The organism is Aureimonas ureilytica DSM 18598 = NBRC 106430 (assembly GCF_000382705.1).
Classification (GTDB): domain Bacteria; phylum Pseudomonadota; class Alphaproteobacteria; order Rhizobiales; family Rhizobiaceae; genus Aureimonas; species Aureimonas ureilytica.
This window is the reverse complement of the sequence record NZ_ARQE01000005.1, coordinates 99,276-122,675: the sequence shown is the minus strand read 5'-3', so window position 1 is coordinate 122,675 and position 23,400 is coordinate 99,276. Positions and strand designations below refer to the sequence as shown.

Sequence of the window (23,400 nt, the reverse complement as noted above, 5' to 3'; positions counted from 1 at the left end):
CGGCGAACGCTCTTTGCGTCGAGGGAGGTTACCGCCCGAGGAGAGACCGCGCGGTTCGCTCGTCCGTGATGACGCCGTTGACGAGGCGGCCGAGCGCAGCCGCGAGCGCCGGCTTCTTGGCGGGACCCATCGCGACGGCGATCACTTCGCAGCGGTCGACCGAGGGGATCGGCACGCTGGCGACGCGGGCGTTGAAGGCGCAGTCGAGGATCGTGCCCCCGGCATCGTAGAGCCAGCCGCAGATTTCTCCCACGGCTCCGGCCTTCTGCACCTCCGTCACTTCGTCCGGCGTGATGTAGCCGTCGAGCACGAGCGGCGCCTGCGGCCCGACATCGCCGATGCCGACAAAGGCGCTTTGCGCGTCCATCGCCAGTTGCAGCGTCGAGCGCACGCCGCTCAACTCGTGAAGGAGCGTGCGCTCCTTGGGCGAGGAAGCGACCACGGGCACCGGCATGGGATAGTGCGGCGCCTGAACTTTGTCGGCCATGGAGAAGACGACGTTGTAGACCGAGGCAGACCCGTCCAGCCCGACATTGCCCGCCAGCGACACGATGCGATGCTGCGGGCAATGCATGGAGGGCATGCGCTTGACCGCCTCCTTCAAGGTTCGCCCGGTGCCGACCGCCAGCACGGTCGGTTCGCCGACCGACAGGCGCCGCTCCATCTCGCTGGCGCAGGCCTCGGCGATGCCGAGAACGGTGGACGCGGAGGTCGGGTCGCTCAGCGTCACCTCGGCGAAGGACAGGCCGAATTTCGCCTTCAACTCGTCCGCCAGTTCCATGCAGGAGCTGATCGGATGGTCGATCCGCATCTTGACCAGCCCCGCGCTCATGGAGAGCGACACGAGCCGCTGGACGCTCGGGCGGGAGAGCTTCAGGATCTGCGCGATCTCTTCCTGCGTCTTGCCGGCGACGTAGTAGAGCCATCCCGCTTTCGCGGCGATATCCAAGCGCGATGTCTCTTCGCCCAATGAGCGCCCCATTCCATGCCCTCCATTCCGCCGGAGAGGTATGCTTCAATGGGCCGCCCTGGCAAGATAGGAAGCCCGCGTCGCGCGGTGCGATCGAAAGGGCGTCGATCGAACGCCGATCCGATCTCGGCATGTCCCGGCAGCGAGGCGGGCCGGATGACGCGCCGCCGGCTCGCAAAGCCGCCCTCGTCCAGGACGCGTCAGGCACCCAGGCGTTTGCCGTCCGCGCCAAACGCATGGAGCGCGGCGCTGGGGGCGAAGACCGCGACCCGCTCGCCCATGTCGAGCCGCGTGCGGCCGGGAACGCGGAAGGTGAGGGGCGTCGCGCTGTTCTCGATCGTGCCATGGACATAGCTTTCCGCTCCGACCAGCTCGACGGCGGTGACGACGACATTCGCCGAGAACCCGTCCGTTCCCTCGCCGAGAACGAAGGCTTCGGGGCGAACGCCGAGCGTGTACGGCCCGTCGCCCGTCGGCGCGAAGCGGGGAACCGCGAGCGGGCCGCCCCCGGCGCCGCCAGATGATGCGAGAAGGTTCATGCCGGGCGAGCCGACGAAGCCCGCGACGAACAGGCTGGCCGGCCGCTCGTAGAGATCGATCGGCGCGCCGACCTGCTCGACGAGGCCGCCGTTCAGGACGACGAGGCGATCGGCCAGCGTCATCGCCTCCATCTGGTCGTGCGTGACATAGACGCTGGTCGTGTCGAGCGCGCGCTGGAGGCGGCGGATTTCGACGCGCATCTGCACGCGCAGCTTGGCGTCGAGATTGGACAAGGGCTCGTCGAACAGGAAGGCCGCGGGCTCGCGCACGATGGCCCGGCCCATGGCGACGCGCTGGCGCTGGCCGCCCGAGAGCTGGCCGGGCTTGCGGTCGAGGAAGGCGGCGATCTCCAGAGACTTCGCCGCGTCCGCGACGCGCCGCTCGATCTCGGCCGCCTTCATGCCCCGGTTCTTCAGCCCGTAGGACAGATTCTGGCGCACCGTCATGTGCGGGTAGAGCGCGTAGTTCTGGAACACCATGGCGATGTTCCGATCGGCGGGCTCGACATCGTTGACCACGCGATCCCCGATGCGGATCGTGCCCGATGTGATGGATTCGAGGCCCGCGATCATGCGCAGCAGCGTGGACTTGCCGCAGCCCGACGGGCCGACCAGCACGAGCAATTCGCCGTCTCGGATATCGAGCGAGACGCCGCGCACGGCCTCCGTCTCGCCATAGCGCTTGCGGACGTCGTCGAGGGTGATGGAGGCCATGGGGTTACTTCTCGGACTCGACCAGTCCCTTGACGAACCAGCGCTGCATGAGCACCACGACAAGGACCGGGGGAAGGATGGCGAAGATCGCGGTGACCATGACGAGGTTCCACGGAGTTTCGGCGTCGGCGAAGGAGACCATCTTCTTCAACGCAATGACGATCGTGTTCATCGAATTGTCGTTCGTGATCAGAAGCGGCCAGAGATACTGCGTCCAGCCATAGATGAAGAGGATCACGAAGAGCGCCGCGATATTGGTCTTAGAGAGCGGGATCAGGATGTCGCGCAGGAAGCGCAGCGGACCCGCCGCGTCGATGCGCGCGGCCTCCACCAGCTCGGCCGGGATCGTCATGAAGAACTGGCGGAACAGGAAGGTGGCCGTGGCCGAGGCCATGAGCGGCAGCGTGAGGCCCGTATAGGTGTCGATCAGGCCGAGATCGACGATCACCTTGTAGGTCGGCAGGATGCGCACTTCCACCGGCAGCATCAGCGTGATGAAGATCAGCCAGAAGGCCACCATCCGGCCGGGAAAGCGGAAATAGACGATGGCGAAGGCCGAGAGGATCGAGATCACGATCTTGCCGACCGCGATGGCGGTCGCCACCACGGCGGTGTTCCACAGGAGCCGCGCGATGCTGACGCCGCCGATCTGACTGACGCCCGAAAACAGCGCCGTGCCGTAATTGTCGGCGAACTCTCCGCCGGGCGTCAGCGGCAGGGGCGGCGAGAGAATGGTCTGGAGCGTCTGCGTCGAGGCGACGAACGTATAGTAGATCGGGAAGGCGACGATGAGGACGCCGAGGATCAGGACGAGATGGGCGAAAGCCCGGGCGAGGGGGCGCTGTTCGACCATCAGGCGTAATGAACCTTGCGCTCGACGAAACGGAACTGGACGGCGGTGAGGGCGATCACGATCGCCATGAGGATCACGGACTGGGCCGCCGAGGAGCCGAGGTCGAGATTCACGAAGCCGTCGTTATAGACCTTGTAGACCAGCGTTTCGGTCGCCTTGGCGGGCCCGCCGCCCGTCACGGCATGGATGATGCCGAACGTGTCGAAAAAGGCGTAGACGCAGTTCACCACCAGAAGAAAGAAACTGGTCGGCGCGATCAGCGGGAAGACGATCGTCCAGAAGCGCTTGGGGCCGCGCGCGCCGTCGATGGCGGCGGCCTCGATCAGGGAGCGGGGCACGGACTGGAGCGCCGCGACGAAGAACAGGAAATTGTAGCTGATCTGCTTCCAGGCTGCCGCGACCACCACCATGACCATGGCCTGATCGCCGTTGAGGAGCGGGTCCCAATTGTAGCCGGTGGCCCGCAGCATATAGGCGAAGGTGCCCATGGTCGGGCTGAACATGAAGAGCCAGAGAAGGCCCGCGACGGCGGGCGCCACCGCATAGGGCCAGATCAGGAGCGTGCGGTAGATGCCCTTGCCACGCACGACCGTCTCGGCCGCCGAGGCGAGAAAGAGCGACAGGCCCATGGCGAGCGCCGCCGTCGCGAAGCTGAAGACCAGCGTCACCCGAAGCGAATGCAGATAGTTCGGATCGGACAGCACGGCCTGGAAGTTCGCGAGCCCGACGAATTCGGTGGCGAGCCCGAAGGCGTCCTCGCGCAGGGTCGACTGGTAGAGCGCCTGCGCGCTCGGCCAGTAGAAGAAGACCAGCGTCAGCGCGATCTGCGGTGCGAGCAGGAGATAGGGCAGCACCTTGTTGGGAAAGACGACGCGAGGAGAGGCCATCTTGTAAGCCTTGGGTCTCTGGAGATGGGGTGACGACCCGGCAGCGCGGGGTCGCTAAGGGATGGTTCGCCCTTCGCAGGAATGCTTGGGAACGGGCGACGCGAGGCCGCATCGACCCCCTGGCCCGAAGCATCGGGGGACAAGCGCCGGCGGGTGGACCCCACCGGCGGGCGGGCGGACCCGGCCGACGCTCGTGCCGTTTCTTAACGTGTGGCCGAGGCGATCGCGGCGTCGGCGCGCTGCTTGGCCTTGGTGAGCGCGGTCTTGGCGTCCTGGCTGCCGTTCAGCATGGCCTCGAACTCCTCGTTCTCGATGTCGCGCACCTGCGGCAGGTTGATGAGGCGCACGCCCTTGGAGTTCTCGGTCGGTGCCTTGCCCATCATCTGGCTGATCGGCGTTTCACGACCCGGGTTCTTCTCGTAGAAGCCGCTCGCCTTGGTGGCCTCGTAGGCCGCCAGCGTCACCGGAAGATAGCCCGACTTCTGATGCAGGCGGGACTGGATGTCGGTCTGCGACAGGAAGTTGAAGAACTGAGCGATGCCCTTGTACTCGGCGTCGCTCTTGCCGCCGAAGACCCAGAGGCTCGCGCCGCCGGGCGTCGTGTTCTGCGGGGCGTTGACCCCCTTCGTGTCGTAGGGAAGCTGGCCGATGCCGTAGTTCATGCCCGACTTCACGACGTCGCCGAGGCCGCCCGAGGACTCGGTCAGGATGCCGCATTCGCCCGACAGGAAGAGCTGCTTGGCCTCCGAGGTCCGGCCGCCGTAGCGGAAGACGCCTTCCTTGGCGAGATCGGCGATCGCCTGGAAATGGTCGACATAGATCGGCGCGTCGATCGCCAGTTCCACCTTGCCGCCGGCAAGACCATTCTCGCCGCTCGCATAGGACACATTGTTCCAGGCCGCGAAATTCTCCAGGTGAATCCAGGTCAGCCAGGTCGAGGTGTAGCCGCAGGGCGCGGCGCCGCTTTCCTTGATCTTGCGCGCGGCCGCGAAGACATCGTCCCAGGTCTTGGGCGGGTTGTTGGCATCCAGGCCCGCCTTCTGGAACGTATCCTTGTTGTAGTAGAGGATCGGCGAGGAGGAATTGTAGGGGAAGGACAGCATCGTCCCGTCGGGCTTGGAATAGTAGTTCACGATGCCCGGCAGATATTGCGACTTGTCGAACGTGTAGCCGCCCTGTTCCAGCACCTCGGCCACCGGCTTGATCGCGCCGCTCGCGCCCATCATCACGCCCGTGCCGACGTCGAAGACCTGGATGATGGCCGGCGTCTGCTTGGCGCGGAAGGCGGCGATGCCGGCGTTCAGCGTTTCGGGATAGGTGCCCTTGAAGACGGGCTTGATGACATAGTCGCTTTGGCTGGCGTTGAACTCCTTGGCGAGTTCTTCCACCACTTCGTTGTTGGCGCCGTTCATGGCGTGCCACCATTGAAGCTCGGTCGCGGCAAAGGCCGACGACGAGGTGAAGGCGACGCCCATGGTCAGGGCAAGCGTCAGCGCGCGTGCGGTCATATCAGTCCTCCCCAGGCGCCGGCGGCCTCGATCCCCAAGCGGGCGGCCACGGATCGCCAATTCATGTCTCCGGCGGTCTCGCGCCGCCTTTTCGATCTTCGAGACAAGCCATGCGCAGGTCTGGACGTCAACCTGACAATCAGTCGTCCATCATATGATCTGTTGAAGAGGCGATCAGCCGACCTTCGTGGGAGCGGGGCGCGGGCGATCCTCGGGATCGCGATCCCCATCGGCGGGGCGGCAAGGAACGCCGGCTTGATAAGGTCGCCTTCCCAAGGACGCGATCATCTGCGACGTTGAAGCACCCTCCGCCGGACCCCGTTCCCGCGCGAGTCGCCACTCCCTTTCTCCGCTGCGTCACAGGACCCGCCCGTCCGCATTTCGCCCTTTCCGTTCCTCTCCAATCCTTCAAGAATGCGCCATGCAGTCCGTACTCGTCATGATCAATCTCGCAGGCGCCGTGGCCCTGCTTCTGTTCGGGCTGTCGGAGGTCAAACAGGGCGTTCTCCAGGCCTTCGGCGGGCGGCTCCGAGCGGTTCTCGCGGCGGGCACGCAGCAGTCCTGGCGGGCGCTCCTGTCGGGGATCGGCGCGACCCTGGCGCTCCAGAGTTCGACGGCGACCGGCCTGATGACGGCTTCCTTCGTGGAACGCGGGCTCGTCGATCCGCGCATGGCGCAGGTCGTGCTTCTCGGCGCCAATATCGGCACGGCGCTGACGGCCTGGATCGTGGCGGCCGGCATCGAATGGCTGTCGCCGGTCCTCCTCCTCGTCGGCTTCGCGCTGCGCCGCAATGGCGTCGGCCCCCGGCAGGGGGCGGGCATTGCCCTGATGGGCGTCGGGCTCCTTCTCCTGTCGCTGCATCTCCTCAGCCTCGCCACCGAGCCGATGCGCGCTTCGCCGGCGCTCGGGGCCTTTATCGGGCTTCTCGACGATGCCTGGCCGGTCGCCCTGCTTCTGTCGGCCGCGCTGGCTCTCGCGGCGGCGAGCAGTCTGGCCGTGGTAATTCTCGTCACCGCGCTCGGCGCGGCCGGCATCCTGTCGGACGGGTTGATCGTGGTTCTCGTGCTCGGAGCCAATCTCGGGGGTGCGATCCCGCCGCTTCTGGCGACTTCGCGCGAGCCCGTCGCGGCCCGGCGCGTGGTTCTCGGCAATCTCGTCGCGCGGGCCTGCGGTGTCCTCGCCATCCTGCCGCTGGCCGACCATGTCGGCGCCGCGCTGTCGGGCCTCGGCCTCGGCGCGGCCAACCTGCCGGTGGATGTCCACCTCCTGTTCAATCTCGTGCTCGCCCTCGTGTTCTGGCCGCTGGCCGGACCGCTCGCCGACCAGATGCGGCGCCTCCTGCCCGACGCGCCGCAGGAGCGGAACGCGCCGAAATTCCTCGACCCGGAGGAGCTTTCGACGCCGGTCGTGGCCCTCGCCAGCGCGACGCGCGAGGTTCTGGGCGTCGGCGATCTCGTGGAGACCATGCTGTGCGACGTGCAGGAGGCCTTCCGGCGGCGCGACCTGACGCTCCTGCGCGGCATTGCGCCCCTCGAAAAGGACGTCGACCGGCTGCAACAGGCGGTGAAGATCTACATCGCCCAAATCGCGGAGGGCGAGGCCGGGGACAAGGCGCACGGGCGCTCGGCCGAGATCGTCGATTACGCGATCAATCTCGAGCATATCGGCGACATCGTCGAGAAGGGCCTCGTCCATGAGGTCCACAAGATGGTCAGTTTCGACCTCTGGTTCTCGGACGAAGGCTTTCGCGAACTCGACGCCTTCATGGACACGACGATCGAGAACCTGCGCATGGCGCAGTCCATCTTCGTGACGCGCGACCTCGACCTGTCGCGCCGGCTGATGGACGCCAAGCTGACGGTCCGGCAGATCGAGAAGCGCTCGGCCGCGCGGCATTTCCAGCGCCTGCGCGAGAACAAGCGGGCGAGCATCGAGACGAGTTCGCTTCATTTGGACATGCTGCGCGACCTCAAGCGCATCAACGCCCATATTGTCTCGGTCGCCCATCCGATCATGAGCGCCGAGGGTCTTCTGGTGGAAAGCCGGGTGCGGCACGAGGCGAGCAGCCGTTCGGTCGACACGACCCCGGTCTGATCTCGACCGAAGGCCCCCGCCGGGCCGTGCGGCGGAGGTGAGCTTGGCGCTAAGCCGCGTCGCCGGCGACGATGCGCAGAAGATCGGCCCTTGTGCCCGGCGAGCCCGCGACGACGGGGCCGCCATCCATCAGGCCGCTCCACTCTGTGGGATCGACGATCCAGCCGCCCGCTTCTTCCACGAGAAGAAAGCCGGCATAGCAGTCCCAGGCGTTCATATGCGGCTCCCAATAGGCTGCCAGACGCCCGGCCGCGACATAGGCCAGCATCAGCGCGCCCGAGCCGTTGCGGATGAACATGCCGCCTTCGGCGAGAAGCTGCTCCACGACGCGCGAGACGGTGGCGGCGGGAACGCGGTGATTGGCGCCGAGCCCCAGAACGCCGTTCTGGAGCGTTGCGCTTTCCAGAACATGGATCGGCTGGCCGTTCATCGTCGCGCCCGCGCCGCGCCGCGCCGAATACAGCTCGTCCGTCGTCGGCGCGTAGATGACGCCCGCGACGATCCGCTCGCTCTGCATGACCGCGATCGACACGCACCAGGCCGGAATGCCGAACACGAAGGGGCTCGTGCCGTCGATCGGGTCCATCACCCAGCGAAAGCCGGATGTGCCTTCCTGAAGCCCGTATTCCTCGCCGAGAAGGCCATCATCGGGGAAACTCGCCGCGATGCGCTCGCGCAGCAAGGTCTCTACCTCCTTGTCGGCGATCGAGACGACATCCTGCCCGTTCATCTTCTGGTCGACCGTCAGGCGCGAGCGGTCGCGGAAATAGGAAAGCGCAACGCGCCCGCCCTCCCGCGCGATGGCTTCGGCCAGCGTCTGTCGTGCGCGGATGGCGCTGTCGTTTGTCTCTGTCATGTCGGTCATGATGTCTCTCAAGCCGGGATCAGCGCGACGCCGCGCTCGTGCAGGCCGATGCCGATGGCGCTGGAAACGGGGCGCACGGTCTCGATGGCGGTATCCACCACGAAAAGGCGGCCGAGCGCAGTTTCCACCTCGTATTCGATGTGATCGCCCAGATACGCCGCGCTGGCGACGCGCCCGTCCAGACGGTCGGGCCGGGGTTCGCCCAGCGTAATGGCGTTCGGGCGGATCGCAAGCTGGGCCGCGCCCTCGCGGGCCGTTGCCGCGCGGATCGGGTGGCGCAGGCCCCCGAGCCGCGCTTCCAGCCCGCCATCGCCGGCCCGCGCGACCTCGCAGGGCACGACATTGGCCTCGCCGATGAAGTCGGCGATAAAGGAGGAGGCGGGCGTCTCATACAATTCGCGCGGCGAGCCGGCCTGCGCGATCTCGCCGCTTTTCATCACCACGATCCGATCGGACACGGCCAGCGCCTCCTCCTGATCGTGCGTCACGTAAACGGCGGTGAAGCCGAGGCGCTGCTGCAATTCGCGGATTTCGGTGCGCACATGGCGGCGCAGCCGCGCGTCGAGATTGGAGAGCGGCTCGTCCAGAAGCAGGACCTGCGGCTCCAGGACGAGCGCGCGCGCGACGGCCACGCGCTGCTGCTGGCCGCCCGACAGTTCGCTCGGCAGGCGCTCGGCGAAGCCTTCGAGGCCGACCAGCGCCAGACCATCCTTCGCCCGCTCCAGCGCCTCGCGCTTGGAGCTTCCGCCCGAGCGCAAGCCATAGGCGACGTTCTCGCCGACGCTCATATGCGGAAACAGCGCGTAAGACTGGAACACCATCGAGACGTCGCGCTCGTTGGCGGGCAGGTTGGTGACGTCCCGCCCGCCGATCAGGATGCGCCCGGCGGTCGGCTGTTCGAGCCCCGCCAGCATCCGCAGCGTCGTGGTCTTGCCGCAGCCCGAGGGGCCGAGCAGCGTCACCAGCGTTCCCGGCTCGATGTCGAAGGACAGGGAGCGGATGGCGACGACGGAGCCGAAGCGCTTTTCGACGGCTTCGAAACGGACGGAGCCCTTGGCGGCGGTCTGGGTCATGCGACCTTCTCCTGCGAAAGCGTGGCGGCACTCGTGGGGGCTGCGGCGGCCGGCGCGGTGTTGCGCGTTTCGCGCCGCAGCGTTCGCTTGCCGACCAGAAGCTGGAACAGGCCGATGACGACGACCATCACCGCGATCAGCATGGTGGAATAGGCGATGGCGACGCCGTATTCGCCGTTTTCCGTCAGGCCGACGATATAGGAGGTCGCCATGTTGTACTGCGCGCTGACGAGGAAGATCACGGCGCTGATCGAGGTGATCGAGCGCACGAAGGAATAGACGAGCGCCGCCACGATGGCGGGCTTCAGGAGCGGCAGCACGACGCGCCGAAGCGTGGTGAAGGAATTGGCGCCCAGCGTCAGCGAGGCCTCGTCGAGGCTCCGGTCGAGCTGGCTCATGGCCGCGATGCCGCCGCGCACGCCCACCGGCATGTTGCGGAAGACGAAGCAGATCACGAGGATCATCGCCGTGCCCGTCATCTCGATCGGCGGCAGGTTGAAGGCGAGCACATAGGACACGCCGATCACCGTGCCGGGAATGGCGAAGGAGAGCATCAGCACGAATTCCAGCATCTCGCGGCCCGCAAAGCGCTGGCGCACCAGAAGATAGGCCGAGAGAAGGCCGACAAGGGCGGTGAGTGGCGCGGCGATCAGCGCGATCTCCATCGTCGTCCAGAACGAGTTCCAGGCGACGCCCGTCCAGCGCAAGCCGCTTTCGCCCGAGGAGACCGAGAAGGCCTTGGCGTAGTGGTCGAGCGTCAGCGTGTTGTCGAGGCCGAGCGTGCGCACGAAACTGCCGAAGACGATCATGGCATAGACGGTGAGCGTGAAGACGACCCAGACCGAAACCGCGCTGACGACGATGGCGCGCAATTTGGGGTCGAGCGGCACATGGCGGCCGGAATCGCCCTTGCCGGTGACGGTCGTGTAGGAGCGCCCGCGCAGCCAGAGGCGCTGGAGGAAGAAGGCCGAGAGCGTGAAGGCGAGAAGCACGAGGGCGAGCACCGCCGCGCGGGCCGGGTCGTTCTGCGCGCCGACGACCGCGAAGAAGATTTCCGTCGAAAGGACGCCATGGCTGCCGCCGAGCACGAGCGGATTGCCGAAATCGGCCATGCTTTCGATGAAGCCGACGAGGAAGGCGTTGGCGAGGCCGGGGCGCATGAGGGGGAAGGTCACGGTCCAGAAGGTGCGCCAGCGGTTGGCGCGCATGGTCTGCGCGGCCTCTTCCATGGCGGGGCTGATGCCTTCCATGACGCCGATCAGCACCATGAAGGCGATCGGCGTGAAGCTCAGCATCTGCGCGATCCAGATGCCGGGCAGGCCATAGAGCCAGCGCCCGCCATCAAGGCCGGTCAGGGTCAGGATCGCTTGCGTGACGACGCCCGAGCGCCCGAACAGGAGGATGAGCGCCAAGCCGATCACGAAGGGCGGCGTGATGATCGGCAGGATCGTCAGTAGCCGCAGGAGGCGCTTGAAGGGAAAGCCTGTGCGCGTCGCCACCAGCGCGAAGGCAAGGCCGAGGATCGTCGTGCCGAGGCCCGTGCAGATCGCGAGCGTCACCGTGCGCCAGGCGAGGCCGCAATTGCCCGAGCCCGTCAGGCAGCTGAGCGACCAGATCGACGGGTCCTGAATGTTGGTGAGGAAGCTCGTGGCGTCGAACGAGCCGTCGAGCGCCTGGAACGCGCCCGCAAACAGGCTCGCCAGAGGATACAGAACGAAGGCCGTGACCAGCGCGACGACGAGCGCGATGGCCGAGAGCACGAAGGCGTCGCCCCGCAGGCGACCGCGCTCGGCAAGGCCGAAGGAGAGAAACAGGAGAAAGGCGAGCGCGAGGGCGAAGGCGCCGAGGCCGAAGGGCGGCTGTCCGTCCTCCAGCGGGCCGAAAAGGGATTCCCAGCCGCTCCAGTTCCAGCCGCCATAGCCGATCGAAAGGCCTTCCACGACGAGACAGGCAAGGCCGATGCCGCCCACAGTTGCGAGCCACCGGCCGCGCCGCTCGCCGGGCGGCGTGAAGCGCAGGGCGAGCGCGGCACCGATCGTGAGCGCCAGCGGCACGAGCCAGAACGCCGAGCGCACGCCGATCTGCGCGAGGCCGGGCGCGGCCTCCGGCGCGAGCGGCCAGGAGGCGAGCCAGCGTCCGTTCCAGATGCCGCCTTCCAGCCCGTACCAGGGCAGGAGCGCGAAGGCGACGAGAGCGAGGATGAGGGCGCCGTCGAGCCGGCGAACGCGCGAATCCATGGAGCCGAATCCTCCCGAACGATGGAGCCGGCGCGCGCCACGGCGACGCGCGCCAGGACGGGATCAGTTGGCGGAGGCGCCGATTTCGCGGTCCCAGCGCTCCAGAAGCGCCTTGCGGGTGTCGGCATTGCCGTATTTGGCGAAGTCGTAGTCGATCAGCTTGATCTCGCCGAGCTTGGGTGCCTCGGGCGGCACGGTGGCGCTCTTGTTGGAGGGCAGCTGGAAGCTGTCGGCCTCGGCGGCCTTGGACTGCACCTCGGCCGAGAGCGCCCAGTCGTAGAAGATCTTGGCGTTCTCGAGATTCTTGGCGCCCTTGACGATCGACATGGAGCCGACCTCGAAGCCGGTTCCCTCGCACGGGGCGACGGTCTTCACCGGGAAGCCCTGCTTGGTCATGGCCACCGCGTCATGCATGAAGACGATGCCGATGCCGGTTTCGCCGCGCGCTGCCGCCTTCACCGGGGCCGAGCCGGACTTGGTGTATTGCGTGACATTGGCGTTCAGCGCCTTCTGATAGGCGAAGGCTTCGTCCTCGCCCATCAGCTGCACGAGCGTCGCGAGCGCCGTATAGGCGGTGCCCGACGAGTTCGGGTTGGCGATCTGGATCTCGCCCTTGTACTTCGCGTCCGTCAGGTCCTTCCAGCAGGCCGGGGCGTCCAGGCCCTTCTTGGCGAGGATGTCGGTGTTGTAGCCCCAGCCGAGCGCGCCGGAATAGATGCCCACCGTGCGGTAGCCCGAAACCTCGGCCTGTTTCTGCGCCCAGGGCTGGAGCTGGTCCAGCATGGGCGACTTGTATTCCACCGTCAGCTTGTCGTCGGCCGCCTGAAGATGCGGGTCGCCCGTGCCCGCCCACCAGAGGTCGGTCTTGGGGTTGCGCGCTTCGGCGCGAAGGCGGGCATAGGCCTCGCCCGAACTCATGCGCACCATGTTGACGTCGATGTCGTGGCTGGCCTCGAACTCCCGCTCCATCAGCTCGCACCATTTCACGTCGGCGGCGCAGATGAGGTTCAGCGTCCCGGCCGCCTGGGCGGGAAGGGGAGCGAAGGCCGCTCCCAAGAGCATGGCGGCGGTCAGAAGTTTGGTGCGCATTGTCGAGCCTCCCAGCATCGTTGGTACTTTGCACTCCTGTGCAAGCTCGACGTTTGCAGGATGATTGTCAACTGTCGGGCAGCCTGCCATTGTTGCGCGGGTAAGGGTGCACGGCTTTGCAGAGCGAAACATGACGGAACACAAGGGAAGGCCGGAGGCCGGGCGGCCGGTCGCCTTTGCGAGCGCGCAGGAAGTGGCGCGGCTGGCGGGCGTCTCGCGCTCGGCGGTGTCGCGCGCCTTCACGCCGGGCGCCAGCATCTCTCCCGACACGCGCGCCAAGGTCGAGGCCGCCGCGGCCGAGCTCGGCTACCATGTCAACCATCTGGCGCGGGGCCTGATGCGCCAGCAGACGGGCATCGTCTGCCTCATCGTGGCCGACATCCACACGCCCTACCTGTCGAGTCTCATCGAAACCCTGTCGCGCGTCCTGCAGGAAGCCGGCAAGGTCGTCATGGTGCTGAACGCGGGGCGGGCCTCCGGCAATGTGGAAGCGGCGCTCCGCCAGACGCTGAACTACCGGGCCGACGCCACGATCGTGCTTTCGGGCACGCCCTATCGCTCGATCGCGCAAAGCTGCCTCGACAGCGGCCAGCGGCTGATCCTCCTCAACCGCGACGATCACCTGCCCGGCACGATCAACCTGTCGGTGGACAATGCGCGCGCCGCCCGCACCGCCGCCAACCTGTTTCTGCGCGCGGGCTATCGGCGCCTCGCGCTCGTCACCTCCGCGATCGGAACCCCCAGTCTGAAGGCCCGGCGGGACTGTTTCCTCGCCGCCGCGCGCGAGGCGGGGCAGGAGGTCGCCGTCTGGGAAGGCGGGGCCACGGCCTATGAAAGCGGCCTACAGGGCGGAACCGAGCTTTTCGCGTCCGACGATCCGCCCGACGCCGTCTTCGCCGTGACCGATCTTCTGGCCTGCGGCGTTCTCGACGCCGCGCGCCATCGCTTCGGCCGCAGCGTGCCGCGCGAGGTCGGGGTGATCGGGTTCGACGACATCGAGCAGGCGGGCTGGGCCTCCTATGATCTCACGACCTTCGCGCAGCCCGTTTCCGCCATCACCGACTGGATGGTGCGCCTCGTCGCCGATGGCGTCGTCGAGGAGCCGGCGGACCGGGTGTTCGACGTCTCGCTCGTCTGGCGATCGTCGGTTGCACGCGCTCCCTGACGAAGCATCGACAGCCGGCCTGTGCGTCCGCGTTTCGCGGATCGACCGCGCAACGCTGCCTCAGCTGTAGAAGATACCTCCGTCGACATTCAGCGCCTGTCCCGTGACGAATGCGGAATCGTCGGAGGCGAAGAAGGCGACGGGGCCGACCACGTCTTCCGGCTGGCCGAGGCGATGAACGTCGGTGATCTTCTCGAAATAGGCGACGCGCTCGGGATCGCGCAGGTTGTTCTTGCCCATCTCGGTGAGGATGATCCCCGGGCACACCGCGTTCACGGTGATGCCGTGTCCGGCGAACTCCATCGACGAGACGCGGGTGAAGCCGACAACGGCCGATTTCGAGGCCGAGTAATGGGCCTGACCGGGGCCGCCGGTGCGCGCGGCGAGCGAAGCGATGTTGACGATGCGGCCGTAGCGGCGCTCCTTCATGTGGCCGATCACGGCCTGCGTCATCTGGAAGACGCCCCGCGTGTTGACCGCGAAGGTCTGATCCCAGGTCTCGGGCGTCATCTCCTCGATCATCGCCAGGCGCAGGATGCCCGCATTGTTGACGAGGACGTCGATATGGCCGAGCCCTTCGACGGCTTCCCGAACCGCCCGGCGGCAGTCCTCCAGCTGGCTGACATCGGCGAGGACGCGCACGCAGCGTCGGCCGAGCGCTTCGATCATCGCTGCGGTTTCGCCGAGATCGCCGTCCTGCGCCGCGATGTCGTTGAGCGCGAGATCGTAGCCGCGCTCCGCAAGGCCGAGGGCGATGGCGCGGCCGATGCCGCGGCTGGCGCCCGTCACGATGGCATGTCTGGTCATGGCTGTTGCTTTCGGTTGGATGGCTCGACGGGGTGAAGGGCCTGTCTCAGGCGCCCTTCACCGGCAGCGTGTTCATGGCGTGGACGGTTTCTTCGAAGGACACGAGATTGGCGCCCGAGCCGACGCCCGTCGCCACGATCGCCGAGGTCGCGGTGGCAAGTCGGGCGCAGTCGAGAAGATCCCAGCCGCGCACGAGGCCGGCGATGAAGCCGCCCGTGTAGGAATCGCCGCAGCCCGACGTGTCGCGAACCGTGATGTCGAAGGCGGGCACGGTGAAGCTTCGCCCCTCGCGCGTCTGGATGTAGGAGCCGTCGGCTCCCAGCGAGATCGCGCAGGCGCCGGCCCCCTTGCCGATGAAGAACTCTGCGCAGGCTCGCGGATCGGGGCTTCCCACCATCACCGCCGCCTCGTCGATGCTCGGCATGAAGAAGTCGGTGAAGGGCAGGAGCGGCTCCACGAGCGACAGCGTCTCGTCGCGCGCCGAGATGAGGTCGAGCGTCGTGACGCAACCCTTGGCCTTTGCCATCTCCAGAAGCGCGCGGGAGGGCTCGCCATCCATCGCCAGGATCGAGCCGACACCACCGAGATGCAGCACCTGGGCTTGGCAGGCCGCCTCCTGCACCTCGGGGGAGATGCGCCAGCGGGCCGAGGCGCCGCGCGCGTGCAGCGCCGGGCGTGAGCCGTCGGGGCGGATCGGCAGGATCGTCGCCGAGGTCGGCACGCCCGCCATGCGCTCCATCCGGGACACGTCGATCCCGTCGCGGCGCATCGCATCCAGCACCCAATCGGCCTTTTCGTCCGATCCGACCGCGCCCACCGCCAGCGCCTGGAGGCCGAGGCGCGCGCAGGGAACCACCGTGCCGCCGGCCGTTCCCGCCACCGACAGGCGGATTTCCTCGATCAGGGCGCGCCCGCCGCCCGCCGGCGTTTCCGTGACCGGAAACCCGCAGATGTCGAGAATGTAGCTGCCGCAAACGCTGACGTCGTGGGTGTGCGCCATGAAGGCCGCTCCTGCTGGATGAAGGGGGAGGGGAAAGGGTCGCCGTCAGGCGGCCTCGATGGCGGGCCTGTCGCGCAACCCGTACTGGCCCCAGCGTTCGAGGATGCTGTCGATCTCGGCATCGGGCAGAAGCGGCGGTTCGCCGATCTGGAGGCAGCCGTGATACTGGCGCGCGAGCGTCTCGACCTCGACCGCCAGCCACAGCGCCTTGCGCAGATGCGGGCCGGTCGCGATCAGGCCGTGATGGGCCAGGAGGCAGGCCCGCCGTTCGGTCAAGGCTGCGACGGCCGCATCGGAAAGCTCCGACGTGCCGTATTGGGCGTAGGGCGCGCAGGGGATGTCGTTTCCCCCGCCGACCGCGATCATGTAGTGGATCGCGGGGATCGGCCGGTTGAGAATGGCGAGGATCGTGCAATAGGTCGGATGGGCGTGAACCACCGCGTTCACCTCGGGCTTGGCCCTGAGGATGTCGAGGTGAAAGCGCCATTCGCTGGAGGGAACGTTGCCGGGCGTCGCATCCCAGGAGCCGTCCCATCGCATGAACACGATATCCTCGGGCTCCATCTCGTCATAGGCGCGGCCGGACGGGGTGACGAAGAGGCCCCCCTCGACCCGGACGCTGATATTGCCGGATGTGCCCTGGTTGATGCCGAGCGCCGTCATCTGGCGGCAGGCCGCGACGATGTCCCGTCGGTGCTGGAGGTCCGTTTCGCTCACCCCGGTCATGCGGGCTCCCTTTGCGTCAGGAGGGCGGACAGCTTTTCCCCATAGATGTCGATCGCGTCGCCGGCGTCTCCCGCGAAGGGCTCCACGTGAACGAGACAGGTATGGGCCGAGCAGCCCTGGCCGAAGCGCGAGGTGCCGACATCGAGCGTCAGAACGTTCGGGTTGCCGGCGATCTCGAGGCCGCTATTGCCGGTCGGGGTGAACCAGGCGCCGGTCGGCAGAACCACGACGCCCTCGCGAACCGTATCGGACAGGTCGGCGGTGGCGAGACACGCGCCGCGCTCGTTCCACAGGCGGATCGCCTGCCCGTCGCCGATGCCGCGCCTTCGCGCGTCGTCCGGATGAAGGCGCGCCGTTTCGCGGCCGTCGCGCTTCTGCGCCATGCTGGCCGCGCCGGTTTCGAGCTGGCTGTGAAGGCGGCCGGGCGGCTGGTGCGAAATGAGATGCAGCCGGTCGTCCTCGGACCCGGACCGCAGCCACTCGGCCGGTTCGATCCAAGCGGCATGGGCGCGGCAATCCTCGTAGCCGAGACGCTCCAGCGTCTGGCTGCCCAGAACGATCCGACCGCTTTCGGTGGCGAGCGGATGCTCGTCCGGCCGGGCGCGGAATTCCTGAAGATAGACATTGTGCGACTTCACCGGGCAGCGGGCGTAGCCCTGTTCCCAGAACGTGTCGAAGTCCGGCATGTCGAAGTCGAGGCGCTCGCGCGCATCGGTGCGGCTCGCCTCGTAGAGATGGCGCAGCCAGCCCATCTCGTCGCGGCCCTCGTTGAAGGCCGCGCCGACGCCGAGCTTTCCGGCGATCTCGTCGAAAATGTCGAAGTCGGAGCGCGACTGGCCGAGCGAGGGGATCGCCCGGTGCATGGCGATCACGAAATCCGAGCGCTTGTTGCCGGCCAGATCGTTGCGCTCGATCGACGTGTTGGCGGGCAGCACGATGTCGGCGCGCTGGGCGGTCGCGGTGAACATCGGGTCCTGGACGATGATCGTCTCGGGCCGGGTCCAGGCCTCCGACAAGCGGTTCAGATCCTGGTGGTGGTGGAAGGGATTGCCGCCCGCCCAATAAACGAGGCGCGCATCGGGATAGGTGCGCGTCTGCCCCTCGTAGGTGAACTCGGCGCCGGGATGAAGCAGCATGTCGCTGATGCGGGCGACGGGAATGAAGCTGTCGATGGGCTTGCGAAGCTGCGAGATGGCGGGCGACTTGCCGAGATTGATGGGCGCGCCGTTGCCGCCGAGCGATGCGTAGCCGAAGCCCATTCCGCCGCCCGGCAGCCCGATCTGCCCGACGATCGAGGCGAGGCTCAGCGCGGCCCAGAAGGGCTGCTCGCCATGGTGCGCCCGCTGCAGGCTCCAGCTGACCGTCAGCATGGAGCGCGTTTCGACGAGTTGCCGGGCAAGGCCCGCGATCTTCCCGGCGTCGAGCCCGGTGATGCGCGCGGCCCAGGCCGCGTCCTTGCACTCGCCGTCGGTCGAGCCGTCGAGATAGGCGAGGAGCTTGTCCGCCCCGCTGGTGCAGCGATCCAGAAACGCCGTGTCGTGGCGATCGGCCTTCACGATCTCGCCGGCCAGACCCAGCATGAGCGCGGTATCGGTGTTGGGGCGGATCGGCCACCATTCGGCGTCCACGAAATCGGGCAGATCGTCGCGCAGGGGCGACACGAGAACCACCTTCACGCCGCGCTGGGTGAGCTGCTTGAGATAGATTTCGAGGGAATGGGTGGCGATGCCGCCCGCTTCGCTCTGGGCCGTGCGCGGCGAGAGCGAGCCGAAAACCACCAGTGTCTCGGTGTTCTCGGCCACCGTGTCGAGCGTGTTGGCCTGACCACCGCAGGCGCGATCGTCGCCGAGCGTGTGCCGCAGGATCACCGGTCCGGCGGCGATCGAATAGGTGTCGACATGGCCCGTATAGCCGCCCGACAGGTTCATCATGCGCTTCAGGAGCGACGAGGCGTGGTGGAAGCGCCCGCAGCTCGTCCAGCCGTAGGAGCCGGCGAAGATCGATGCGTTGCCGAACGTCCCCGCGACCCGCCGGATCTCGTCGGCGACGAGCGTCGTCGCCTCGTCCCAGCTCACCGGCACGAAGCTCTCGGTGCCGCGTCCGCGCCGGTCGCTGCCTTCGCGCTTCGCCAGCCAGCCGGCGCGCACCATCGGCTGGAGCACGCGGCGTTCGGGGCGGGCCCATTCGCGCACGGAGTGGATGATGGGCGAGGGCGCGGGATCGAACGCGAAGGGCTCGACGCCGGCGATCGTCTCGCCGTCCATCAGGATGGTGTAGGCGCCCCAATGGCTGCAATGGGGGACGCGCTTGATCGTGGCCATGGTTCCGCCTCCTGTCAGATCGCCGCTTCGATAAGGAACGGGCCGGGCCGCGAAAAGGCGATTTTCAGAAGATCCTCGAAGGTCTCGACCGTTTCGGCCCGCGCGGCTTCGACGCCCATGCTTTGGGCCAGCGACACCCAGTCGATCGCGGGATCGTCGAGATCGAGCATCCGGCTGGCGTTGCGGCCCGGTGCGCCCGCGCCGACATTCGCCAACTCGCCCAGGAGAATCTGATAGCGCCGGTTGGAGAAGACGATGGTGCAGATGTCGAGCCGCTCCCGGGCATGGGTCCAGAGCGCCTGCACCGTGTACATGCCGCTCCCGTCCGCCTGCAGCACCACGACCTTGCGATCGGGGCAGGCGATCGCGGCGCCCGCCGCCAGGGGCAGGCCGATGCCGATGGCCCCGCCCGTCAGCTGCAGGAAGTCGTGGGGCTCGGCCCCGTGCGTGACGTTGAAGAAATCCCGCCCCGAACTCACCGACTCGTCGCAGACGATGCTGTCGGGGGGCATGTGATGCGCCAGAACGGCGGCGATCGCATCCGGGGTCAGCTTGCCCTGCGGCACGGGCGGGCGGTGGCGGACCCCCAAGCGCGGCGCGATGCCGGAAATGCCGACTTCGTCCGCGAGCGCCCGGATCGCGGCGGAGAGATCGGCGCCCTCATCCGTGAGATCGAGAACCACGCAGCCTTCCGGCAGCATGCTGCTCGGCTTGCCGGGATAGGCGAAGAAGCCGACCGGGGTCCTGGCGCCCACCAGAACGACCTGCTCGGTTTCGCGGAAGGCCGCCAGCGCCTTGTCGATGACATAGGGAACCCGGTCCACCGACACGCGGCCCGCGCCGCGATGCATGCGGCCGTTGGACTGCTGGGCCATCAGCCGGGCGCCGGTTCGCGACGCGATCCGGTCGAGAAGCGCCAGTTCCTCCTCGCGGAGCGCCCGGCCGCTCGCCAGGATCGTGGTGTTGCGGCCGAGCGCCAGGGCGCGGGCGGCGGCCGCGATGCGCGCGCCGTCGGGAGCGGCGGGGGAGGGAGGCGCCGAGGGCGTCGGCACGCTCGCCCGGGTCTCGGTCCAGGCCGCGTCGGCATGGAGGATCAGCGTCGAGATGTGGCCGGGCGCGGAGCGCGCGGCGCGGATCGCCTCCTGCGTGCGCTGGCCGATGCCGTCCGCCGTCTCGGCGCGGCCGACCCAATGCGACATGGGCTTTGCTAGCGACTCGATGTCGGAGGTCAGCGGCGCATCAAAGGGCAGGTGATCGACCGCGTGGTCCCCCACGACGTTGACGATGGGCGAGCGGGCCCGGCGCGCGTTGTGCAGGTTCGCCAGACCGTTGGCGAGCCCGGGCCCGAGATGCAGGAGCGTGGCCGCCGGCTTGTCCGCCATGCGGGCGTAGCCGTCGGCCGCTCCGGTCACGACCCCCTCGAAGAGGCCGAGAATGCAGCGCATGCGCGGCTGGCGGTCGAGCGCCGCCACGAAATGCATTTCGGACGTGCCCGGATTGGCGAAGCAGATGTCGATACCGTCGGCGAGAAGCGTCTCGCATAAAAGGTCGGCGCCATTCATGGTGGCTGGTCCCCAAAAGAGCTGACACGGTCGCGAGTGGGCGCCCCATCCTCGCGGGCGGTACGGAAACGTCAGGCGATCCGGGCGCGGGGCTTGTGCGCAAGGCCCGGCAGCACCGCTCGGTAGCCCTCCGCGTCGATCGACGCTTCCGCGAGGATCGCATCCGTGTGCTCGGCGAATTGCGGCGGCGCGCGGCGATAGGAAGCCGGGGTCCGCGCCATCTTGATGGGCGTTCCGGTGCCGCGATAGGCGTCGATGTCGACCACCATCTCGCGATGGATCGTGTGGGGATCGGCCAAAACCTGGTCGATCGTGCGCACCGCCCCGCAGGGAACGCCCGCCTTGATGAGGCGATCGGCCAGCGGCGCGCATTCGAACGCGCTCAGGGCGCTTTCCAGCTCGATCTTCAGGGCGTCCCGGTGGACGTTGCGCGTGCCGTTGGTGGCAAAGCGCGCGTCGTCCGGCAGGTCGGGCCGCCCCAGGACCGCGCAGAGGCTCGCGAACTGCCGGTTGTTTCCGACCGCCAGGAAGATCTTGGCGTCGGCCGTCGCGAACGTGTCGTAGGGGCAGATGTTGGGATGGGCGTTGCCGGTGGGCTTGGCGACCTTGCCGGAAAGGTAGTGATTGGGCAGATGGGGATGGAGCAGCGAGATGGCGCAGTCGTAGAGCGCCGCCTCGACGAACTGGCCCCGTCCGCTGGTCTGGCGCTCGTTCAGCGCCATCAGGATGCCGATCGCGGCGTTGAGGCCGGTGACCATGTCCACCACCGGCAGACCGACGCGCAAGGGCTCGCCCCCGACCTCGCCGTTGACGCTCATGATGCCGGCCGAGGCCTGGATGGCCGCATCATAGCCGGGCATGCCGCCCATCGGTCCGTCGGAGCCGAAGCCGGACACGCGGCAATGCACGAGGCGAGGAAAGCGGCGCTCCAGTTCCTCGCGCGTCAGGCCCCAGCGCTCCAGCGTGCCGGTCTTGAAGTTCTCGATGAAGACATCGGCCGTTTCGAGCAGGGTCAGAAGGAGCTCCTGACCGGCGGGCTGCGACATGTCGAGCGCCATGCCTCGCTTGTTGCGGTTGAGCCCGAGGAAGTAGCTTGCCGTGCTGTCCAGAAAGGGAGGGCCCCAGCCGCGCGTCTCGTCGCCGGCCGGCGGCTCGATCTTGACGACGTCGGCGCCATGGTCGGCGAGGATCTGTCCACAATAGGGGCCGCCGAGCACGCGACTGGCGTCAATGACCCGGATGTTGGCGAGCGAGCCGTGGTTCGACATGGATCGGTTGTCCTCTCAGGAGGCGAGCGAGCGGGACGCCGCAAGAGCGTCGATGTCTCGCGACATCTGGCCGGCGAACTCGGGATAGGTTTCGGAAAGCTCGTCGAGCACGCGTGTGCGAAGCAGCGCGAGCGTCGGCGCGTCGGGCCGTTCGGTCTCCCGGGGCGTTTCGTCATGGGCGAAGCGAAAGCCGGTGGCCGCCCGGATGTCGGCGAGGCTGTGGCCGGGATGCGTGCTTTCCAGCGCGAAGCGGCCTTCGCTCCGGTCGAAGCGGAACAGGCCCATGCCGGTGAGAAGGGCATGCGGGCCGCCGGTCCGGGGCACGTTGGCGGGGCTGACGCCCGGCGCGCTCACGAAATCGACCGCCTCCACGAGGACGCGGGGGCTGTGTTCCTCGCGGAACAGGATGACGCGCGGCACCACGAAATAAAGATAGGCCGATCCGAAGGAGCCGGGCCAGCGCACCTTGGAGCGCGGATAGTCGCCGACGCCGACGAGATTGATGTTGCCCTGGCCGTCGATCTGCCCGCCGCCGAGGAAGAAGGCGTCGATGCGTCCCTGGCCGGCACAGTCGAACAGCTCGGCCGAACCGTTGGTGAAGAAGTTGTGCTCCACCGAACCGAGGATCGACAGGCGCACGGGCGGGGCGCCGGACGTCTCGTTCAGGGCGCGGCGCAGCATGGCGCCGGCGGCGGGAATGGGCGAGGACGCCCCGACCGCGACGTGGCGCACGCCCTCCAGCAGCCGGGCGATGGAGACGATCAGGATTTCGCGCGGCAGGATCAGCATGACAGGGCAGGCTCCGTGCCGGGCCGATCCGCGACGGGGCGATCCGCCGGGGAGCGATCCACCCCGGGGCGATCCACGATGGAGCGATCCATGTAGCGGGCAAAACCCTCCGGCGTGCGCGCGGCGGCGGCATAGGCGGCGAGCTCCGCCGCGTCGGGCGCATATTCGCCCCACAATCCGTAGGGCCAGGCGCCCTTGGGGGCCTCGGCCACCGCGTCGACATAGAGCGACGGCAGCACGCCGGCGGCCGTCGTCTCCTGCGCGAGGAGGTTCGTTTCCACGACGCGCTCGACGGTGACGAGGGTGCGGCGGGCGGCATAGGCCATGGCGGCCAGTTCGCGCCGCCGTCCGATCCAGACATTGCCGAAGCGGTCGGCCATCGGCGCATGGAAGATGGCGACATCCGGCAGGATCGCGGGGATGAGGACGATCGGCTCGGGCGTCGGCGCGAACGGATCGTCGATCACGCGCCAATCCGGCCGGTGTTTCAGGATGTCCGTGCCGATCAGGCCGCGAATGGGGATGAACGGCACGCCCTTCTGGGCGGCCATCAGGCCGGCATGAATGGCGGGACAGGTCGCGTCCATCACCTGGACCGTTCCGTCCTTGACCGCCTGGTTGAAGCACGGCGCGCCGCCGGCCTCTCCCAGCGACACGGCGCTCGTCTCCACGGTACGCACCAGGCCGGCGCCGATCAGCTGATCGACCTGCAGGCCGCCGGTCGGCACGCACACGAGATGCAGGTCTCGCGCGCCGGTCTCGATCAGGGGGCGGGTGAGGGCCATGGAGACGCCGGCATAGTCCACCGGCAGCGCCACCTGCATGCCCGAACGCACGAAACTGGCCATCGATCGCAGATCCGTCAGCACTCGCACCTCCCTGCAAGACTTTCGAGCTGTCGCCACAATGTTCCACAATTTGGAACACTATTC

The 23,400-nt window shown here is 67.8% G+C and carries 19 protein-coding genes; 2 read left to right on the top strand and 17 right to left on the bottom strand.

Annotated elements, in window-relative coordinates; all coding sequences use genetic code 11:
* Positions 1-28: 28 nt before the first annotated feature.
* The 5 genes from B146_RS0112680 to ugpB all read right to left on the bottom strand — a co-directional run bounded on the left by B146_RS0112680 (position 29) and on the right by ugpB (position 5,471).
* Positions 29-982 carry a sugar-binding transcriptional regulator gene (locus B146_RS0112680; protein ID WP_026358571.1) on the bottom strand — a complete coding sequence of 318 codons (954 nt, stop codon included), beginning with the start codon at positions 980-982 and terminating at the stop codon, positions 29-31.
* 188 nt (positions 983-1,170) lie between these two features.
* The gene (gene ugpC, locus B146_RS0112675; RefSeq protein WP_019996818.1) at positions 1,171-2,223 is read right to left on the bottom strand and encodes a sn-glycerol-3-phosphate ABC transporter ATP-binding protein UgpC; all 1,053 of its coding nucleotides are present in this window, start codon (positions 2,221-2,223) and stop codon (positions 1,171-1,173) included.
* Positions 2,224-2,227: 4 nt separating this feature from the next.
* Complete coding sequence (gene ugpE, locus B146_RS0112670; protein ID WP_019996817.1) at positions 2,228-3,076, bottom strand: sn-glycerol-3-phosphate ABC transporter permease UgpE; 849 nt, start codon at positions 3,074-3,076, stop codon at positions 2,228-2,230.
* Positions 3,076-3,963 carry a sn-glycerol-3-phosphate ABC transporter permease UgpA gene (ugpA, locus tag B146_RS0112665; RefSeq protein ID WP_019996816.1) on the bottom strand — a complete coding sequence of 296 codons (888 nt, stop codon included), beginning with the start codon at positions 3,961-3,963 and terminating at the stop codon, positions 3,076-3,078. The genes ugpE and ugpA overlap by 1 nt, the downstream gene beginning before the upstream one ends.
* A gap of 203 nt (positions 3,964-4,166) precedes the next feature.
* Positions 4,167-5,471: a sn-glycerol-3-phosphate ABC transporter substrate-binding protein UgpB gene (ugpB, locus tag B146_RS0112660; RefSeq protein WP_019996815.1), complete on the bottom strand. Its 1,305-nt coding sequence runs from the start codon at positions 5,469-5,471 to the stop codon at positions 4,167-4,169.
* A gap of 421 nt (positions 5,472-5,892) precedes the next feature.
* On the opposite strand from ugpB, the gene B146_RS0112655 reads away from it, so the two are divergent.
* Positions 5,893-7,566: a Na/Pi cotransporter family protein gene (locus B146_RS0112655; RefSeq protein ID WP_019996814.1), complete on the top strand. Its 1,674-nt coding sequence runs from the start codon at positions 5,893-5,895 to the stop codon at positions 7,564-7,566.
* Positions 7,567-7,615: 49 nt separating this feature from the next.
* On the opposite strand, the gene B146_RS0112650 is transcribed toward B146_RS0112655, so the two are convergent.
* The 4 genes from B146_RS0112650 to B146_RS0112635 all read right to left on the bottom strand — a co-directional run bounded on the left by B146_RS0112650 (position 7,616) and on the right by B146_RS0112635 (position 12,830).
* Positions 7,616-8,431 carry an inositol monophosphatase family protein gene (locus B146_RS0112650; RefSeq protein WP_019996813.1) on the bottom strand — a complete coding sequence of 272 codons (816 nt, stop codon included), beginning with the start codon at positions 8,429-8,431 and terminating at the stop codon, positions 7,616-7,618.
* An 8-nt stretch (positions 8,432-8,439) separates the two neighbouring features.
* Complete coding sequence (locus tag B146_RS0112645; protein WP_019996812.1) at positions 8,440-9,504, bottom strand: ABC transporter ATP-binding protein; 1,065 nt, start codon at positions 9,502-9,504, stop codon at positions 8,440-8,442.
* Positions 9,501-11,741: an ABC transporter permease gene (locus B146_RS0112640; protein ID WP_019996811.1), complete on the bottom strand. Its 2,241-nt coding sequence runs from the start codon at positions 11,739-11,741 to the stop codon at positions 9,501-9,503. Before B146_RS0112640 ends, B146_RS0112645 begins: the two co-directional genes overlap by 4 nt.
* A gap of 63 nt (positions 11,742-11,804) precedes the next feature.
* The gene (locus tag B146_RS0112635) at positions 11,805-12,830 is read right to left on the bottom strand and encodes an ABC transporter substrate-binding protein (RefSeq protein WP_019996810.1); all 1,026 of its coding nucleotides are present in this window, start codon (positions 12,828-12,830) and stop codon (positions 11,805-11,807) included.
* A 130-nt stretch (positions 12,831-12,960) separates the two neighbouring features.
* Between B146_RS0112635 and B146_RS0112630 the strand changes: the two genes are divergently transcribed.
* Positions 12,961-13,995, top strand: a complete 1,035-nt coding sequence (locus B146_RS0112630) for a LacI family DNA-binding transcriptional regulator (RefSeq protein ID WP_019996809.1) — start codon at positions 12,961-12,963, stop codon at positions 13,993-13,995.
* 60 nt (positions 13,996-14,055) lie between these two features.
* Here B146_RS0112630 and B146_RS0112625 read toward each other — a convergent pair whose 3' ends face one another.
* The 8 genes from B146_RS0112625 to B146_RS0112590 all read right to left on the bottom strand — a co-directional run bounded on the left by B146_RS0112625 (position 14,056) and on the right by B146_RS0112590 (position 23,316).
* Positions 14,056-14,802 (bottom strand): SDR family NAD(P)-dependent oxidoreductase, encoded by a 747-nt coding sequence (locus B146_RS0112625; protein WP_019996808.1) that lies wholly within the window; start codon positions 14,800-14,802, stop codon positions 14,056-14,058.
* Positions 14,803-14,848: 46 nt separating this feature from the next.
* Positions 14,849-15,802, bottom strand: coding sequence for a sugar kinase (locus B146_RS0112620; protein WP_019996807.1), 954 nt, complete (start codon positions 15,800-15,802; stop codon positions 14,849-14,851).
* Positions 15,803-15,847: 45 nt separating this feature from the next.
* On the bottom strand, positions 15,848-16,528 hold the full coding sequence (locus tag B146_RS0112615) for a class II aldolase/adducin family protein (protein WP_019996806.1): 681 nt from the start codon (positions 16,526-16,528) through the stop codon (positions 15,848-15,850).
* A complete protein-coding gene (locus B146_RS0112610; RefSeq protein ID WP_019996805.1) occupies positions 16,525-18,849 on the bottom strand; it encodes a molybdopterin-dependent oxidoreductase in 2,325 nt (774 codons plus the stop codon). The genes B146_RS0112615 and B146_RS0112610 overlap by 4 nt, the downstream gene beginning before the upstream one ends.
* Before the next feature lie 14 nt (positions 18,850-18,863).
* On the bottom strand, positions 18,864-20,411 hold the full coding sequence (locus tag B146_RS0112605; RefSeq protein WP_019996804.1) for an acetolactate synthase large subunit: 1,548 nt from the start codon (positions 20,409-20,411) through the stop codon (positions 18,864-18,866).
* 71 nt (positions 20,412-20,482) lie between these two features.
* On the bottom strand, positions 20,483-21,679 hold the full coding sequence (locus tag B146_RS0112600) for a CaiB/BaiF CoA transferase family protein (RefSeq protein WP_019996803.1): 1,197 nt from the start codon (positions 21,677-21,679) through the stop codon (positions 20,483-20,485).
* 15 nt (positions 21,680-21,694) lie between these two features.
* On the bottom strand, positions 21,695-22,468 hold the full coding sequence (locus B146_RS0112595) for a CoA transferase (RefSeq protein ID WP_019996802.1): 774 nt from the start codon (positions 22,466-22,468) through the stop codon (positions 21,695-21,697).
* Entirely contained in the window at positions 22,462-23,316 is an 855-nt protein-coding gene (locus tag B146_RS0112590; RefSeq protein WP_081630989.1) for a CoA transferase subunit A, read from the bottom strand. The genes B146_RS0112595 and B146_RS0112590 overlap by 7 nt, the downstream gene beginning before the upstream one ends.
* Positions 23,317-23,400: the final 84 nt, after the last annotated feature.

Coding starts and splice junctions, on each gene's coding strand:
- B146_RS0112680 (WP_026358571.1), bottom strand. CDS start 982: ATGGGGCGCTCATTGGGCGAAGAGACATCGCGCTTGGATATCGCCGCG.
- ugpC (WP_019996818.1), bottom strand. CDS start 2,223: ATGGCCTCCATCACCCTCGACGACGTCCGCAAGCGCTATGGCGAGACG.
- ugpE (WP_019996817.1), bottom strand. CDS start 3,076: ATGGTCGAACAGCGCCCCCTCGCCCGGGCTTTCGCCCATCTCGTCCTG.
- ugpA (WP_019996816.1), bottom strand. CDS start 3,963: ATGGCCTCTCCTCGCGTCGTCTTTCCCAACAAGGTGCTGCCCTATCTC.
- ugpB (WP_019996815.1), bottom strand. CDS start 5,471: ATGACCGCACGCGCGCTGACGCTTGCCCTGACCATGGGCGTCGCCTTC.
- B146_RS0112655 (WP_019996814.1), top strand. CDS start 5,893: ATGCAGTCCGTACTCGTCATGATCAATCTCGCAGGCGCCGTGGCCCTG.
- B146_RS0112650 (WP_019996813.1), bottom strand. CDS start 8,431: ATGACCGACATGACAGAGACAAACGACAGCGCCATCCGCGCACGACAG.
- B146_RS0112645 (WP_019996812.1), bottom strand. CDS start 9,504: ATGACCCAGACCGCCGCCAAGGGCTCCGTCCGTTTCGAAGCCGTCGAA.
- B146_RS0112640 (WP_019996811.1), bottom strand. CDS start 11,741: ATGGATTCGCGCGTTCGCCGGCTCGACGGCGCCCTCATCCTCGCTCTC.
- B146_RS0112635 (WP_019996810.1), bottom strand. CDS start 12,830: ATGCGCACCAAACTTCTGACCGCCGCCATGCTCTTGGGAGCGGCCTTC.
- B146_RS0112630 (WP_019996809.1), top strand. CDS start 12,961: ATGACGGAACACAAGGGAAGGCCGGAGGCCGGGCGGCCGGTCGCCTTT.
- B146_RS0112625 (WP_019996808.1), bottom strand. CDS start 14,802: ATGACCAGACATGCCATCGTGACGGGCGCCAGCCGCGGCATCGGCCGC.
- B146_RS0112620 (WP_019996807.1), bottom strand. CDS start 15,802: ATGGCGCACACCCACGACGTCAGCGTTTGCGGCAGCTACATTCTCGAC.
- B146_RS0112615 (WP_019996806.1), bottom strand. CDS start 16,528: ATGACCGGGGTGAGCGAAACGGACCTCCAGCACCGACGGGACATCGTC.
- B146_RS0112610 (WP_019996805.1), bottom strand. CDS start 18,849: ATGGCCACGATCAAGCGCGTCCCCCATTGCAGCCATTGGGGCGCCTAC.
- B146_RS0112605 (WP_019996804.1), bottom strand. CDS start 20,411: ATGAATGGCGCCGACCTTTTATGCGAGACGCTTCTCGCCGACGGTATC.
- B146_RS0112600 (WP_019996803.1), bottom strand. CDS start 21,679: ATGTCGAACCACGGCTCGCTCGCCAACATCCGGGTCATTGACGCCAGT.
- B146_RS0112595 (WP_019996802.1), bottom strand. CDS start 22,468: ATGCTGATCCTGCCGCGCGAAATCCTGATCGTCTCCATCGCCCGGCTG.
- B146_RS0112590 (WP_081630989.1), bottom strand. CDS start 23,316: ATGGCCAGTTTCGTGCGTTCGGGCATGCAGGTGGCGCTGCCGGTGGAC.